Here is a 12,761-nt window from a genome sequence, read left to right as displayed (position 1 = left end):
TAGCGACTACCAGCGGTAGTGCGCGAAGGCCTTGTTGGACTCGGCCATCTTGTGGGTGTCCTCGCGCTTCTTCACAGCGGCGCCGAGGCCGTTGGACGCGTCGAGAAGCTCGTTGAGCAGGCGCTCGGTCATGGTCTTCTCGCGACGGGCGCGGGAGTAACCGACGAGCCAGCGCAGCGCGAGCGTGTTGGCACGACCGGGCTTGACCTCGATCGGAACCTGGTACGTCGCACCACCGACACGGCGGGACTTGACCTCGAGGGTGGGCTTGATGTTCTCAAGCGCGCGCTTCAGCGTGATGATCGGGTCGTTGCCCGTCTTCTCACGCAGACCCTCCATGGCGCCGTAGACGATGCGCTCGGCGGTGGAGCGCTTGCCGTTCAGCAGCACCTTGTTGATGAGGGAGGTCACCAGAGGAGAGCCGTACACCGGGTCGATGATGACCGGGCGCTTCGGGGCGGGGCCCTTACGAGGCATTCTTACTTCTCCTTCTTGGCGCCGTAGCGGCTGCGGGCCTGCTTGCGGTTCTTGACACCCTGGGTGTCGAGGGAGCCGCGAATGATCTTGTAGCGAACACCCGGCAGGTCCTTCACACGGCCGCCGCGCACGAGCACGATGGAGTGCTCCTGCAGGTTGTGGCCCTCACCCGGAATGTAAGCGGTGACCTCGATCCCGCTGGTCAGACGCACACGCGCGACCTTACGCAGGGCCGAGTTCGGCTTCTTCGGGGTGGTCGTGAACACACGCGTGCAGACGCCGCGACGCTGAGGGGAACCCTCGAGTGCGGGCGTCTTGTTCTTCTCGACCTTGTCCTGCCGGCCCTTACGGACCAGCTGCTGGATCGTAGGCACTACTTCTCCGGTTTCTGTGTGCCGAATAGGTAAAGCTAACCTGGAACGCCTCCGACCCACGCGGTCGGGTGTGTCGAATCCGCCAGACTCCCGCCGGAAAGCGGGAAGGGCGCGAATTACGGTGGCCGGTCGTAGCTCGCCGTACGGTTTCAAGGCACGCACAGCAGCCAGGGCACACCCCAGGCACAAGGTCTGAGCGTACCCAGCCCGCTGACTTCGGTCAAAACGAAAGCAGGGAGACCGGGCGGCTGGTGTGCCCCATTACCACGGCGAGTGGCGCGGCGCGACTCGGGAGGGGTCTGCGCGATCCCGCGCCGTACCGTGCGTGTCGCCGTGCGTGTCGCCGTGTGCCGTGTCGTGTCTCACGAAGTACGAGGGCCGGTTCTGTACGACGGTATAGATGCGGGCCACGTACTCCCCGAGCATCCCGACGCAGATCAGCTGCACCGCACCGATGAACAGCACCCCGATGAACAGGGAGGTCCACCCGGGTACCGTGCGTTCGAGGGCGTGCGCGGTGAGCGTGTACCCCATCAACCCGATGCACACGACGAAGGCGATGCCCCCGAGCCAGGTCGCCAGCCGCAGTGGGGCCGCCGAGAAGCCGGTGATGCTGTCGACGGCGAGCCGGATCATCCGGCCCAGCGGGTACTCGCTGCTCCCGGCGGTCCGCGGAGCGCGCTCGTAGGTGACTTGCCCGCTGGGGAACCCCAGCCAGGGCACGAGCAGCCGGTAGACGCGCTGCTGGTCGGGCAGCTCTTTCAGCGCGTCGACGACGGCCCGGCTGAGCAGCCTGAAGTCGCCGGCCTGGGCGGGGACGGACGGCCCCGCGAGCCGTCGCACGAGCCGGTAGTAGAGCCCCGCCGTCCACCGCTTGAACTCGCTGTCGGAGGCACGGTCCGCGCGGATGCCGTACACGATGTCGAGCCCTTCACCGCGGGCCAGGGCGAGCATCTCGGGGATCTTCTCCGGCGGGTCCTGCAGGTCCGCGTCGAGGCTGACGACGTACGCGCCCACCGCCCGGTCGAGGCCCGCCGTCAGCGCGGCCTGGTGGCCGGAGTTGCGGCGCAGCCCGATGACCCGTAGTTCCGGCCAGCCGAGCCGGAACGCGGCGAGCAGTTCCGCGGTGCGGTCGGCGCTGCCGTCGTCGACGGCGACGAGCTCGTACGGCACCCCGAGGCCGTCCAGCACCGGGCGGAGCCGGCCGACGAGGGCGGGCAGGGCCTCCTCCTCGTTGTACATCGGTATGACGACGGACAGCTCGGCCGCCCCGTCGCCCGTGTACGTCTTCTCCACGGGTGTCCCGTGCGTCTCGCGCGCCCCGTGCGCCTTGCCTGTCTCACGCTCTTGCTCGGCCACCGGCCCGTCCCCCTCGCCGCACACCGGCGGCCCTTCGGGCGTCCCCGGGCCGTTCTTCGGCCGCGCTCACACCCTGTGTGCGATCTTATGTCTGGCGCACACACGACCGACCGGGCGTCCTGGTAGGAGGGGGCATCCCCGTCCCCCGCGGCCTCGGCGGCCGGCCGAGGGGGGACCACACGATGAGCACGGCTTCCAGAGACACGGCGACGGGCCCCGCCTCCGTACCCGCTGACGAGCGGTCCGGGAGGCAGGGCCCCAGCCGCCGTCTCTCGCTGCCGCCCGGGGCGCGGCCGTACCTGCCCGCGCTCGTCCTGTACGGCGTGACGAAGCTCGTCGGCCTCGGCGTCTTCGCGTGCCTCCTGGAGTACGCGGGCGACTACCGGCACAAGGACCCGCGGTTCGGCGGCGGCGCCCACTGGTGGGACATCCTGTCGACCTGGGACGGCTGGTGGTACCTCCAGGTCGCCGGCAACGGGTACCACCCGGGACCGCTGAAGCCGCTGGCCCACGGCGGGGTGTTCACGGTCGAACAGAACTCGGTCGCCTTCTTCCCCCTCTACCCGGGCCTGATCAGGGGTGTGTCCGAGGTGACCGGCCTCGGCCTGTCCGGCGCCGGGATCCTGGTGTCCGTCGTGGCCTCCTTCGTGGCTGCCGCCGGCATCTACGCGGTGATCTCCGCGCTGGCCGGTGCCCGCGCGGGCACCATCGCGGCCGGGCTGTGGGCCGTCGCGCCCGGGGCGGGCGTCGAGTGGGCGGTGTACTCGGAGTCGCTGTACGTCGCGCTCGCGGCCTGGACCTGCTACTGCGTGATCCGGCGCCGCTGGGTGGCGGCCGGCCTGCTCGCCTTCGCCGCGGGCCTGGAGCGGCCGACCTCGGCGGCGCTGATCGGCGCGGTGGGCCTGGCCGCCCTGGTCACGGTGGCGCGCCGGGACAGCCGCCGCGAACACGGGGTCGCCGGGCCGGTGTACGCGATGATCGCGGCGCCGCTCGGTCTGCTCACCTACCTCGTGTGGGTCGGGTTGAGTATGGGGAGCCTGACCGCGTACTTCACGCTGGAGCGCGGGGGCTGGGCGCACCACTTCGACTGGGGCGTGTACACGCTGGACGTACTGCGCAACGTCGCGGTCGGGCGCAACGGCTATCTCTTCGCCTTCTCCACTCCCGACCTGCTGGCCGTGCAGCTGGTGATCGCGCTGCCGTTCCTGGTCGCGCTGATGCTGCGCAAAAGGCCGCCGTCGGTGCTGGTGGCGTACACGCTGGCGAGCATCCTGACCGTGCTGGGCACTCAGCAGATGTTCGGCAACACCTCCCGCTATCTGCTGCCGGTCTTCCCGCTGCTGCTCGCCCCGGCGGCTGCCATGAGCCGGCTGAGGTGGCCGGGGCTGGCGGTCTTCTTCACGACAGCGGCGGTGGCGTCGGGCTGGTACGCCCACTATGTGATCTTCGAGCTGGGGATTCCGTAGAGGGCGTCCGGGGCGTCGGGGGCACGGCCCGTGCGGCGACCGCGACGGGCCGTGCCCCGGGCGGCCCGTTCGGCCGCGAAGACGTCCTCCAGGCGGAAGAGCTGGGCCCGGCCCGCCTTGCCCGCCGCTTTCAGGTGACCGAGCTGGACCCACTTGCGGATCGTCGCGGGCGCCACCCCGGCCTCCTGAGCCGCGAGAGGACCGGGGATCAGGGTGGGCGGGACCGGGTGCGGCCCCTCGCTCGTCGGGCAACCGCTCATCGGGCGTCCTTCCGGTCGGTGGCCGTGTGCTCGGCGGTCATGCGCTCGCCGGCCGTGCGCTCCCACTCCCGCTCGTCCCAGGTGTGCCGGTAGGCCGGGTCGTCGTGGCAGCCGCACAGCGGGTCCGCGCAGCGGCAGGCGGGGTTGACGCACAGCACCGCGCCGCGGTCGGGGAAGGCCCGCAGCGAGACCGAGTCGCACCAGGGGCAGCGACCCGACACCCGTACGACGACCTCGGTGTCTCCCAGCGCGCGGGCGCAGCGGCGGGCCATCCGCCGTGTCTCGTCACGTACGTGGCCCGCCAGGACGGGGTCGGCGGCCACGCCGTCGAGCACCGCGGCAATCCGGCGCAGCCGCTCCGGCACCGGGGCCCGGCGGGCGCGCGGCAGGCCGAGCCGGTCCCGGACGGCCTCCTCCAGCTCGACGACCCCGTCGCTGATGTCGCGGATGGTGTCGGAGATGTGCAGGCGCAGGGGTGCTGCACTGTACCCGGGGGCGACAAGGCCGTGCCGCTGCTGGAGGCGCAGGGCCTCCTCGCGCTCCTCGTGGAGCCGTTCGGCGAGCTCCGCGGGCGGCGGGGGCGGGGTGCGGCGGCCCGGGGCGGCCCGGCCGGGGGCGAGTTCGGTGGCCAGCTCCGGGAACTGCTTCAGGAGCATGCCGATCCAGAGGGCGGCCTGAGTGGTCGGGCGATCGCCCCCGCCGGATCGGTCGTCCGCGCTGAGGCGATCGTCCGCGCCGCGGCGGTGGTCAGAGGTCCGGCGACGGCCGGCGGCAGCGCGGTGGCCGGACATCGGATGCTCGTCAGGCAACGCGGCCTCCGTCGCGGGCGGCGCGGTGTTCGCCGGTCACCGGGAGGAGGCCGGCGGGGAGCCGGACGGGGCGGCCGGAGCGCCAGAGGCGGCCACCGCAGACGCCGTCGAACCAGTTGTCCGCCGGTGCGACCGCCTCCTCGCAGCGGCGGCGGACCGGGCAGCCGACGCAGGCCCGCAGCGCGGGAGCGGCCTCCTTCGCCTTCTTGGAGAAGACGACCTTGGGCGGCAGCCCGGCACAGGCCGCGGCGGACCGCCAGCCCGGCGGGTCGAGCGAGGGGAAGGCCTGGGCGGGCCCGGGGACGTTGCGTGGCTGCGGTGGGCACGAGCCGGAGACGGACATGGGGCCTCCTCTGGGGCGGCTGGAGCACGAGCGCGCCAAGAATTACAGATTGCGCGCGCGCTCGCAACGAGCTTTTTCCGTCGACGCCGCCCGCCCTCCTCCCCTCGCGCCGCCTTTCGCCCGCTTCACACTTTTTTCACCCGCCCTTTCACAGTGCTTGCACGAAAGCACGTAATACCGCGCGCGCAAGCAAGCTAAACTCGTGCTCTCCAAAGGGAAGCGAGCACACAGATGACCAGCCAAGATCTGGACGCGTTCGCCGCGTGGGTCGAGGACCTGATGCGCGACCGCGGATACGACATCGACAGCCCGCGGGGGGGCGGGAAGTCGCGGATCGCCGACGAGGCCGGGGTGCACCGGGCCGCAGTCACACGCCTGCTGCAGCGGCAGAGCATGCCGGACCTCGAGACCACGCGGAGACTCGCCCGGGTCCTCGGCGTTCCGGTGCGCGAGATGCTCATCCGCTCCGGCCGGCTGACCGCCGAGGAACTGGCGGACCCCCACGATCACCTGGCCTCCCCCGCACCGGATGCCGAGTTCGGCCGCCGGCCCACACTGGAGGAGGTCGCCGACTTGCTGGGGATCCCCGCCGACCGGCGCGAGATGTTCGTGAAAGTCGTCGAGCAGTTCCTGCCGCACGAGGCCGAGCCCGTGGCGCAGCGCGCCGAGGAGGCACGGACGCCGGTGGAGACGGTCGTCGGCAGGGCGATCGCCGGCGACTGATGCCGGGCGGCTCCACACCGGAAGGCCCCGCCCCGGTAGCCCCGCCCCGGTAGCCCCGCCCCGGACAGAGCACCCGTACGCCGACGGGTGCGTCGGCACGTCCGGGGCCTTTTCACATCCGCCCCATTACTCCCTTGAGTACGGCGAGTCCCGCAGTCACCAGGTCCGATCTCTCGCGCTTCCCCTCCCCTCGCACACCGGCAGAAACATCCGTCCACCTTTTTAGTTGCGTGCGCGCACGCTCGTCTGTCACAGTTGGTGCAGCGGCGGAGCTGTGCCCGCAGGCCGGGAAACGGCCGGGCGGCAACTCCTCGCCGTACCGCCGGGCCGAGGCGCCGCGCCTCCCCGCCGCCCCATGCGGCGCCCGCCCGGCGGTCCACCGCTTCCCGGCGCCGGGGTCCCGGGCCCCGCGCCCGCCACCCACACGGCGCCCCGCGCGCCCCGCAGCCCCGAGGTGACCGGCATGACCACACCCACTCCCCCGAGCGCCTTCCCGGATGTCGAGGCCCTGGTCGTCGACATCCTGAAGCAGGACCCCACGCTGTCCACGGCGCTCGTCACCGTCCAGCCGCCGTCGACCTTCGACGGCACGACCGCCGCCGTCCTCGTCAACCGGCGCGGCGGCGCCTGGGTCGGCCAACTCCACGTCGACCAGCCCCTCATCGAGCTCGAGGTGTACGGCCCGACCAAGCAGGACGCGCACGTCCTCGCCAACGCGGCCCGCCGCGCGCTGCTGGCCACGGCCGGCAACCAGTACGGCACGAACCTCATCACCGAGGTCGAGGAACAGGACGGCCCGCGCTGGCTGCCCGACTACCTCTACCACGCGGCCAACCGGTACGTGAGCGTGCACAAGGTGTACATCGACGTCTACTGACGCACCCCGCACGTACCCGGCGTCCGAGGACGCCCGCCGCCCCGCAGACCGAAGGCCCCGTCATCCCGGCGGGGCCTTCGCCGTATCCGGAACAGCCGGGTCCGGCACACCCCCGCTCCACCCTCACTCCAAGGAGAGACATCACCATGGCAGGAACCAACTCGTCCGAGATCCGTATCGCCGGTGTCGGCCGCCTCTACGTCGGCGCCGCCGGTACGGCCGTACCGACCGCCTTCTCCGGCGACTCCGCCACCGACTGGGCCACCGGCTGGAAGAACCTCGGCTTCACCGGCGGTGACGGCGTCACCTTCAGCAAGAAGGACAAGCTGGAGCCGATCGACGTGTGGCAGGCGGTCAGCCCGGTCCACTTCGTCTACTCGGACCGGGACCTGACGCTGAAGTTCTCGCTGATGCAGTTCAACGAGGACACGCTGCCGTTCTTCATGGGCGGCGGCGCCGTCAACGCGGTGGACGCCACCAACAACCCGGGCGTCTACCAGTACGACGTCGCGGACCGCCCGAACTCCGACGCCCGTGCGCTCGGCCTGGAGTTCACCGACGTCCGGGCGGACGACGGCTCCACCGTGACCTACCGCTTCGGCATCCCGCGCGGCCAGGTCACCGCGTCGGACGACATCAAGCTGGGCCGCAAGGCCGCCGCACAGCTCGGTGTCACCTTCACGGCGATGGCGGCGGCCGACGGCTCGGCGCTGGCCAGCTTCATCATGAAGGACTCGGCGTACGCCGCCGGCTGATCCAGCCGGCCCCCCGGGGTGGGGCGGGCTCCGGCCCGCCCCACCCATGCCGTTCTCCGTCACGCACCACGACATCCACGGACTTCAAGGAGCAACCGTCACCATGGCCCGTTTCGACGTCAACGCAGCCCGCGCCCAGCGCCTGGAAGCCCTCGGCCGCACCTGGTCGTTCGAGATCGACGGCGAGAACTACACCCTGCCCACCGAGCTGACCCGTGCCGCCGCCAAGGCGCTGCGGAGGCTCGACGACAACGACGTGGACGGTCTGCTGAGGCTGCTCCTCGGCGAGAAGCAGTTCGCCCGCTTCGAACAGCACGAGGTCACCATGCAGGACATCGCGGCCATCCTGGAGGCCTACGGCAAGGAGACCGGGCTCGGCCTGGGGGAAGACTGAGCCTCGTCGGGTTCGTCGACGAACACGCCGAGGCCCTCGAAGCGGACCTGCTCCGCTACTACGGCGTCGACCTGCTCGACTGGCACCGCGACCGCCTCTCCGCCCGGCGGCTCACGGTGCTCGTCAAGCACCTGCCGCGGGACAGCGCGCTGAACCGGGAGCTGCACGGTGAGGTGTCCGAATGGTCGGTGACGGATCATCTGCTGGCGGCGGCCGTGGACCATCTGGCGGCTGCCAACTGGATGTTCGCGTGCGTCAACTCGGGCGAGGACGACCAGCCGGAGCCCCCGACGCCGGTACCCCGGCCCGAGTACCCGGAGGCGGAGGCGGACGGGAAGCCGCCGGGCGCCGTCCGGCACGCGCCGGACGCCGTGCCGGACACCGGCCCGGGCGGGCAGGCGCCGTCACCGGGCCAGCTGGCCCGGTTCTTCGGCTGACCGGCCGACCTGCCGGGGAAACGCCCCCCTGGTGCCGGACGCCCGGCTCACCGGCGCCCGGGTGAGCCCGGCTGGTCGTCGTGAGACCGGGCCGGCGCCCTTCCCTCCAGCTCGTCGGCGAGGGCGCGGGCCCTGTCCGACAGGCGCGGCCGGTCCTCGCCACGGGCGCCCGGCGGGCCGGACTCTTCCTTCGGTTCCGCCAGGCGCCCCTTGCCCCGGCCGCCGGCCGCCTCGTCCTGCCGGGCCAGTGGGGGCACGCTGGGGCGGCCGTTGCGGCGGAGCACCGGTCGCCGTTCCGACGTGGCCGGTCTTCTCTGCCGCACCTCGCGGGCGGAGAGCAGGATGTCGTCGGTGGAGTCGGATCCGGCCGCGGGCTCGCCCGCGCCGGCTTCCGCGGTGGCCTGTTCGCGTTCCTCCGTTCCGCCGGACACCGGCCGGGCGGTACGGGGCTCCGCCGGGGCGACGGTCTCGTCGTGCTGCCGCTCGTCCCTTCCGTGCGACCGCTCGGCGCTCTCGCTGCCGGTGCCGCCGAACACAGGTCCGGCCACCGCAGACCGGTCCGCCGCGGACCGCTCCCGCTCACCGCGCTGCTCTACTCGCGTCACTTCCGAGGGAGGCCGCAGGAGTTGGACATACGGCAGCGGAATGACCTCTCCGCCGGAACGCTCCCCCTCACCGCCGGGCCGGCGGGCACGGCGCGGCCGGCGTCCGGTGCGGGCGTCCTCCTGCCCCTGGAGGTAGGCGGCGGTGATCCGCTGTTCGTACGCCTGCCGTACGGCGGGAAGCTGCTCGTCCACCACATCGGCCCAGCCCGCGCTGTAGGCGGCCAGTTCGCGTCGGTCGAGCTCGCCGCGGGGAAGGACCACGAGCTCGTCCGGTGCGTGTCCGAGACGAAAGACGAGCTCGGAGACCCGGGCGATGAGATGTGGCAGATCGGGTGCTTGTTCGAGCCAATCGATCACGTGCCGTTGCCGCGCTTTGCTCGCGTCCCCGTCCACCCCATAGGCCTTGCTCTCGTCCCTGCCCCATCGCGCCCCCCGCGCGAGGACGGCTGCCCGACCGCCGTCCACCGTCGTATGACCAGCCCTCAGGTCCTTGTTCTCGTAGTGCCGTTCACTCTTGCTTCACCGACGGGAGGAACGGCCGGATCCTACTTCACCGCTTTGACACACGGCCCATCCGGCCCCCTCGCATCGCCGCAGGTCGCACCCTGGCGACGACGGAGAGTCCTCGACAAACACAGAACGGCACCACAGGATTACTCGTACACTAGTTCGAACAGATGCTTCGAACACCACACGAGCACCGTCTGCACCACGCGCAGCCCAGCGGACAGACCGGAAAGCAGGACGACATGGCGACTGGCACGAGCGACATCCCGGAGCAGCCGATCGACATCTACACCCGCCTCGCCGACCTCCTGTGCTCCCCCGCACCCGCCCCCGAGGCCCTGCTCGACCGGCTGTACGAGGAGTTGCTCCGGCGGGAGTCGAAGGCGTATGCGGCGGGGTGGACGGACGCGCTGACGGAGGCCCGACGGACGCGTACCGGGCACGCCTAGCCAGTCCCGACCGGCCCCCGTACGCTCTTGATCCGCTCCGCAACCGGGGGGTGCTGGGAGCGGCAGAGCAGGTACGTCCGTGAGACGGCGTAGACGCGTCGGCGCGATCTGGCTGGTCGTCACCGCGCTGCTGGCGGGTCTGGAGGTGACCCCCGGCACATCGGGCGGGAACACCGAGCGGTTCACCAGGATGTGGGTCGGCGCCGAGATCGCCAAGTACGGCAGCGCCCGCATCACCGAGGTGATCGACGCCTCGACCCCCGGCACGGCACGTACCGGGACGTCCCCGGCCTGTCCATCCTCGAATCGGAGGCCAGGGTCCGCGCCACCATGGACTCCGCCCCGGTGCCGTACGGACTCACCCATCACCGACGACTGGGACTCCGGCGCCCACCGCATCCGCGTGGGCGACCCCGGCCACACGGTCGGCGGCATCCACCGCTACCGCATCCCGTACACGTTGCCGGAGGTCGTCCGCGGCGGCAAGCTCGCCTGGGACGCGGTCGGTACGGCCTGGAAGGTGGATCTCGACCACGTCGAGATCCACCTGGCGGCACCCTTCGGGCTCACCGGAACCCGCTGCGTACAGGGAACCACGGTTCCCGGCGGAAGCGCGCCGCCGCGGAGCTCGGCCCGGGCCGTCCCGGCGTCGCGATCGGCAGGCTCGGGCCAGGTCACGGCGCCACGCTGTACGCCGGCGCCGGGCGCCGGCTGGACGGCACGGCAGCCGCCTGTCCCCGGCGCCTTCCGGGGCGGCCGAGGGCGCAACGGGCGTCAACTGGTGGGTGCCCGGACTGCTGGGCGCGGCAGTCGCCCTGTGCACGGGGCCCGTTGTCGCGCGGCTGCTGCGCTTCGCCGGGCGCGAGCGGATCGCGGCCGGCGGAGAGGAGAAGCGCGCGGACGCCGCGCGGCTCGCGGCCTCCCTCACACCCGCGTCCAGCCCTCCGGAGGAACCGGCTCCGGCCCAGGGCGGCATCCTGGTGACGGCCGGGCCCGCCGCCGCGCTGCCGTCACGCCACCGGCCCACCGGGCGCCACAGCGAACCTCTCGAGACCACTTCTGCCACTCGGCCCACGACCGGCCAGAGAGACTCCGTAACCACTCGCGGCAGACGCGCGGCACCCACCGTGGAACTGCTCCGGCGGAAATCCCGCGCCCACGCGCCGGGCTGGTCTGACGCCCCGGCGGAAGCCCGCCAGGCGGGGCCATGCCGACGGCAGCCGTAACCGCCTTCCAGGGGGGCTGCCGCCGATCTATCGCCCGGTCGTCCAACGTCACGTCGCTCGGAACGGCCCGTCAGACCACCGCAAGCAGCGCGATCCCTGCGACGAGTACCGCCAGGCCGCCATACCCGAGGACGAAGACGGCGAGTCGCTCGGCCCGGTAGTCGATGTCCTTCAGGAGTCCAGCCGCAACCGCGGAACCGAGGCTTGCCTCACCTCGTCGGATTTCGCCGAATTCCGTCCTGGATCCGCTTTCGTCAAGGTGGAATTCATAACCACGAGAACCTCGTCACCCTTCGAGGTGCCGCTGAGCTCCGGGCCAAGAAGGAGCCACATACCACATCATGACCGTGAATGAATTATGGCTTGAATTTGAAGAAGATCGCCATGAGCGCCTCTCCGGCGATCCCAGCACACGCCCAGAAAAGGAATCTTCGAAATTCCGCCCATGTCCGTTTCGCCCGCCACCCCCAATACATCAAGAAAGCGACATAGAGGGCGAAGAGTCCCGCCAGGAGAAAACAGCCACCAATAAAGAAGAACAAAATCCGCATCTCTTCCCCCCTGGATCACACCACTGAAGATTGGCCGACTTCTTTGGCTATCTCGACAATCCGCGAGGATACCGGACCCCCACAGCAGTAGCAAGACCCGCACCACGGAAAAGGTCCACTCTCGTCCACTTTCATCACATCGAGCGGACCCCGGGTGACCGGCCCCGACGAAGGAGTAGACACATGGGAAAGCACACCACGGACGAGGTCTACGACCGGCTGGAGGAAGTCAAAAAAGAGCTCGACAAGAACACCCAGCAGGAGGTCACCACCGCCCACTTCAACTCCAAGATAGTCGAACTGAAGGCGGCGATCGAAAAGGGTGGGAAAGGTCAGGAGAAAAAGAAGGAGAAGGACAAGAGCGAATGGGACATCATCAAGGAAAAGCTACTGATCGATGATGCCATAAAACTCTTCAAGCAGTTCACGGACATTGCCAACGGCACTAATATCGTGGCGCAAGTCGTGGCGTTCGGCACTGTTGTCGGAGGCGCCGTAGCGCTCTTCGGTAAATTCCGCACTCTGATCACCGGCTCCATCGACAAGGTCAAAGCTGTCTTGGCGTCGATCAAGAACCTGACTCTGAAGATCACGGGCCGCTTCAGAGGGGAGCGCCAGTATTTCGGCCGGGACCGGGAAGGAAACTGGGGGCTCCAACCGGAGCGTTCGTCCCAGGACAGGCGGAACGCGGTGCGGGAGGGCAGCCGGCGATTCCGTCAGAGGAGAAGCGGGCGCGGCAGCGGTGCCTCGGGGCTGCCCGGAGCGGGTGACGCGCGCGATCTCGGGCAGGCGCTCAGCAGGGTCAACAGTCAGATCACGGCCCTCGACGGTCTCAAGTCGAAACTCCCGTCCGCGGCCAAGATGAAGCGGACGGCCAGCGCGGCGAACAAGCTGAGCGAAGTTCTGGAGAAGGTCACCGAACGGCTGCGCCCCGCGGAACTCGACAATCTGACCGAGGCCACGGACAGGCTCAATCACAAGATGTCCGCCTTCGACCACGAGAAACTCCCCAAGCCCCGGACGCTGCGGGACATCGCCAAGGCCGCCAAGGAGGTCCACGACAACGCGGACAACGTCCGGCAGATGTTCCAGCGGCTGGCCACCGCTTCCACCGACGCCGCCAACTCCATCGCCTGATGACCCCGCTCT

Annotated in this window: 17 protein-coding genes; 10 read left to right on the top strand and 7 right to left on the bottom strand. The window is 70.5% G+C overall.

Features of this window, described 5'->3' with window-relative positions:
* Positions 1-6: 6 nt before the first annotated feature.
* The 3 genes from rpsG to VT52_RS19360 form a co-directional block, all read right to left on the bottom strand.
* Positions 7-477: a 30S ribosomal protein S7 gene (gene rpsG / locus VT52_RS19370; RefSeq protein ID WP_003992340.1), complete on the bottom strand. Its 471-nt coding sequence runs from the start codon at positions 475-477 to the stop codon at positions 7-9.
* A 2-nt stretch (positions 478-479) separates the two neighbouring features.
* A complete protein-coding gene (gene rpsL, locus VT52_RS19365) occupies positions 480-851 on the bottom strand; it encodes a 30S ribosomal protein S12 (RefSeq protein ID WP_003948652.1) in 372 nt (123 codons plus the stop codon).
* Positions 852-1,112: 261 nt separating this feature from the next.
* On the bottom strand, positions 1,113-2,093 hold the full coding sequence (locus tag VT52_RS19360; RefSeq protein ID WP_046418089.1) for a glycosyltransferase family 2 protein: 981 nt from the start codon (positions 2,091-2,093) through the stop codon (positions 1,113-1,115).
* Positions 2,094-2,392: 299 nt separating this feature from the next.
* Here VT52_RS19360 and VT52_RS19355 point away from each other — a divergent pair, with 299 nt between their 5' ends.
* Entirely contained in the window at positions 2,393-3,676 is a 1,284-nt protein-coding gene (locus tag VT52_RS19355; protein ID WP_046417963.1) for a glycosyltransferase family protein, read from the top strand.
* Here the strand turns inward: VT52_RS19355 and VT52_RS19350 are convergent.
* From VT52_RS19350 to VT52_RS19340, 3 genes are all read right to left on the bottom strand, one after another.
* Positions 3,646-3,936, bottom strand: coding sequence for a MerR family transcriptional regulator (locus VT52_RS19350; protein ID WP_240509815.1), 291 nt, complete (start codon positions 3,934-3,936; stop codon positions 3,646-3,648). The two genes, VT52_RS19355 and VT52_RS19350, sit on opposite strands and share 31 nt — an antisense overlap.
* Positions 3,933-4,592: a hypothetical protein gene (locus tag VT52_RS19345; protein WP_046418084.1), complete on the bottom strand. Its 660-nt coding sequence runs from the start codon at positions 4,590-4,592 to the stop codon at positions 3,933-3,935. The genes VT52_RS19350 and VT52_RS19345 overlap by 4 nt, the downstream gene beginning before the upstream one ends.
* A gap of 145 nt (positions 4,593-4,737) precedes the next feature.
* The gene (locus tag VT52_RS19340) at positions 4,738-5,088 is read right to left on the bottom strand and encodes a WhiB family transcriptional regulator (protein WP_063888336.1); all 351 of its coding nucleotides are present in this window, start codon (positions 5,086-5,088) and stop codon (positions 4,738-4,740) included.
* Positions 5,089-5,319: 231 nt separating this feature from the next.
* On the opposite strand from VT52_RS19340, the gene VT52_RS19335 reads away from it, so the two are divergent.
* The 5 genes from VT52_RS19335 to VT52_RS38875 all read left to right on the top strand — a co-directional run bounded on the left by VT52_RS19335 (position 5,320) and on the right by VT52_RS38875 (position 8,274).
* Positions 5,320-5,811 carry a helix-turn-helix domain-containing protein gene (locus VT52_RS19335; protein WP_046417962.1) on the top strand — a complete coding sequence of 164 codons (492 nt, stop codon included), beginning with the start codon at positions 5,320-5,322 and terminating at the stop codon, positions 5,809-5,811.
* 463 nt (positions 5,812-6,274) lie between these two features.
* Positions 6,275-6,688, top strand: a complete 414-nt coding sequence (locus tag VT52_RS19330; protein WP_046428205.1) for a hypothetical protein — start codon at positions 6,275-6,277, stop codon at positions 6,686-6,688.
* Between the two features lie 146 nt (positions 6,689-6,834).
* On the top strand, positions 6,835-7,443 hold the full coding sequence (locus VT52_RS19325; RefSeq protein WP_046428203.1) for a phage tail tube protein: 609 nt from the start codon (positions 6,835-6,837) through the stop codon (positions 7,441-7,443).
* A gap of 103 nt (positions 7,444-7,546) precedes the next feature.
* Positions 7,547-7,837: a hypothetical protein gene (locus tag VT52_RS19320; RefSeq protein WP_046428200.1), complete on the top strand. Its 291-nt coding sequence runs from the start codon at positions 7,547-7,549 to the stop codon at positions 7,835-7,837.
* Between the two features lie 116 nt (positions 7,838-7,953).
* On the top strand, positions 7,954-8,274 hold the full coding sequence (locus tag VT52_RS38875; protein WP_240509814.1) for a hypothetical protein: 321 nt from the start codon (positions 7,954-7,956) through the stop codon (positions 8,272-8,274).
* Positions 8,275-8,321: 47 nt separating this feature from the next.
* Here VT52_RS38875 and VT52_RS19310 read toward each other — a convergent pair whose 3' ends face one another.
* Positions 8,322-9,140 (bottom strand): hypothetical protein, encoded by an 819-nt coding sequence (locus tag VT52_RS19310; protein ID WP_143070891.1) that lies wholly within the window; start codon positions 9,138-9,140, stop codon positions 8,322-8,324.
* A 488-nt stretch (positions 9,141-9,628) separates the two neighbouring features.
* Here VT52_RS19310 and VT52_RS19305 point away from each other — a divergent pair, with 488 nt between their 5' ends.
* The 4 genes from VT52_RS19305 (at position 9,629) to VT52_RS19295 (ending at position 12,749) form a co-directional block, all read left to right on the top strand.
* The gene (locus VT52_RS19305; protein ID WP_046428193.1) at positions 9,629-9,835 is read left to right on the top strand and encodes a hypothetical protein; all 207 of its coding nucleotides are present in this window, start codon (positions 9,629-9,631) and stop codon (positions 9,833-9,835) included.
* A 190-nt stretch (positions 9,836-10,025) separates the two neighbouring features.
* The gene (locus VT52_RS39720) at positions 10,026-11,012 is read left to right on the top strand and encodes a DUF2207 domain-containing protein (protein ID WP_420856292.1); all 987 of its coding nucleotides are present in this window, start codon (positions 10,026-10,028) and stop codon (positions 11,010-11,012) included.
* Between the two features lie 390 nt (positions 11,013-11,402).
* Positions 11,403-11,639 (top strand): hypothetical protein, encoded by a 237-nt coding sequence (locus VT52_RS37595; protein WP_143070890.1) that lies wholly within the window; start codon positions 11,403-11,405, stop codon positions 11,637-11,639.
* Between the two features lie 156 nt (positions 11,640-11,795).
* Positions 11,796-12,749: a hypothetical protein gene (locus VT52_RS19295; RefSeq protein WP_046428187.1), complete on the top strand. Its 954-nt coding sequence runs from the start codon at positions 11,796-11,798 to the stop codon at positions 12,747-12,749.
* Positions 12,750-12,761 lie beyond the last annotated feature (12 nt).

This window comes from Streptomyces malaysiense (genome assembly GCF_000980885.2).
Taxonomy (GTDB): Bacteria; Actinomycetota; Actinomycetes; order Streptomycetales; family Streptomycetaceae; genus Streptomyces; species Streptomyces malaysiense.
Note: the sequence above shows the minus strand (reverse complement) of the source record. Positions and strands in the feature narration are given on the sequence as shown.

Bases quoted from the DNA above. Each gene is read 5' to 3' on its own strand.
- rpsG (WP_003992340.1), bottom strand. From the start codon at position 477: ATGCCTCGTAAGGGCCCCGCCCCGAAGCGCCCGGTCATCATCGACCCG.
- VT52_RS19360 (WP_046418089.1), bottom strand. From the start codon at position 2,093: ATGTACAACGAGGAGGAGGCCCTGCCCGCCCTCGTCGGCCGGCTCCGC.
- VT52_RS19355 (WP_046417963.1), top strand. From the start codon at position 2,393: ATGAGCACGGCTTCCAGAGACACGGCGACGGGCCCCGCCTCCGTACCC.
- VT52_RS19350 (WP_240509815.1), bottom strand. From the start codon at position 3,936: ATGAGCGGTTGCCCGACGAGCGAGGGGCCGCACCCGGTCCCGCCCACC.
- VT52_RS19345 (WP_046418084.1), bottom strand. From the start codon at position 4,592: ATGCTCCTGAAGCAGTTCCCGGAGCTGGCCACCGAACTCGCCCCCGGC.
- VT52_RS19340 (WP_063888336.1), bottom strand. From the start codon at position 5,088: ATGTCCGTCTCCGGCTCGTGCCCACCGCAGCCACGCAACGTCCCCGGG.
- VT52_RS19335 (WP_046417962.1), top strand. From the start codon at position 5,320: ATGACCAGCCAAGATCTGGACGCGTTCGCCGCGTGGGTCGAGGACCTG.
- VT52_RS19330 (WP_046428205.1), top strand. From the start codon at position 6,275: ATGACCACACCCACTCCCCCGAGCGCCTTCCCGGATGTCGAGGCCCTG.
- VT52_RS19325 (WP_046428203.1), top strand. From the start codon at position 6,835: ATGGCAGGAACCAACTCGTCCGAGATCCGTATCGCCGGTGTCGGCCGC.
- VT52_RS19320 (WP_046428200.1), top strand. From the start codon at position 7,547: ATGGCCCGTTTCGACGTCAACGCAGCCCGCGCCCAGCGCCTGGAAGCC.
- VT52_RS19305 (WP_046428193.1), top strand. From the start codon at position 9,629: ATGGCGACTGGCACGAGCGACATCCCGGAGCAGCCGATCGACATCTAC.
- VT52_RS39720 (WP_420856292.1), top strand. From the start codon at position 10,026: ATGTGGGTCGGCGCCGAGATCGCCAAGTACGGCAGCGCCCGCATCACC.
- VT52_RS37595 (WP_143070890.1), top strand. From the start codon at position 11,403: ATGACCGTGAATGAATTATGGCTTGAATTTGAAGAAGATCGCCATGAG.
- VT52_RS19295 (WP_046428187.1), top strand. From the start codon at position 11,796: ATGGGAAAGCACACCACGGACGAGGTCTACGACCGGCTGGAGGAAGTC.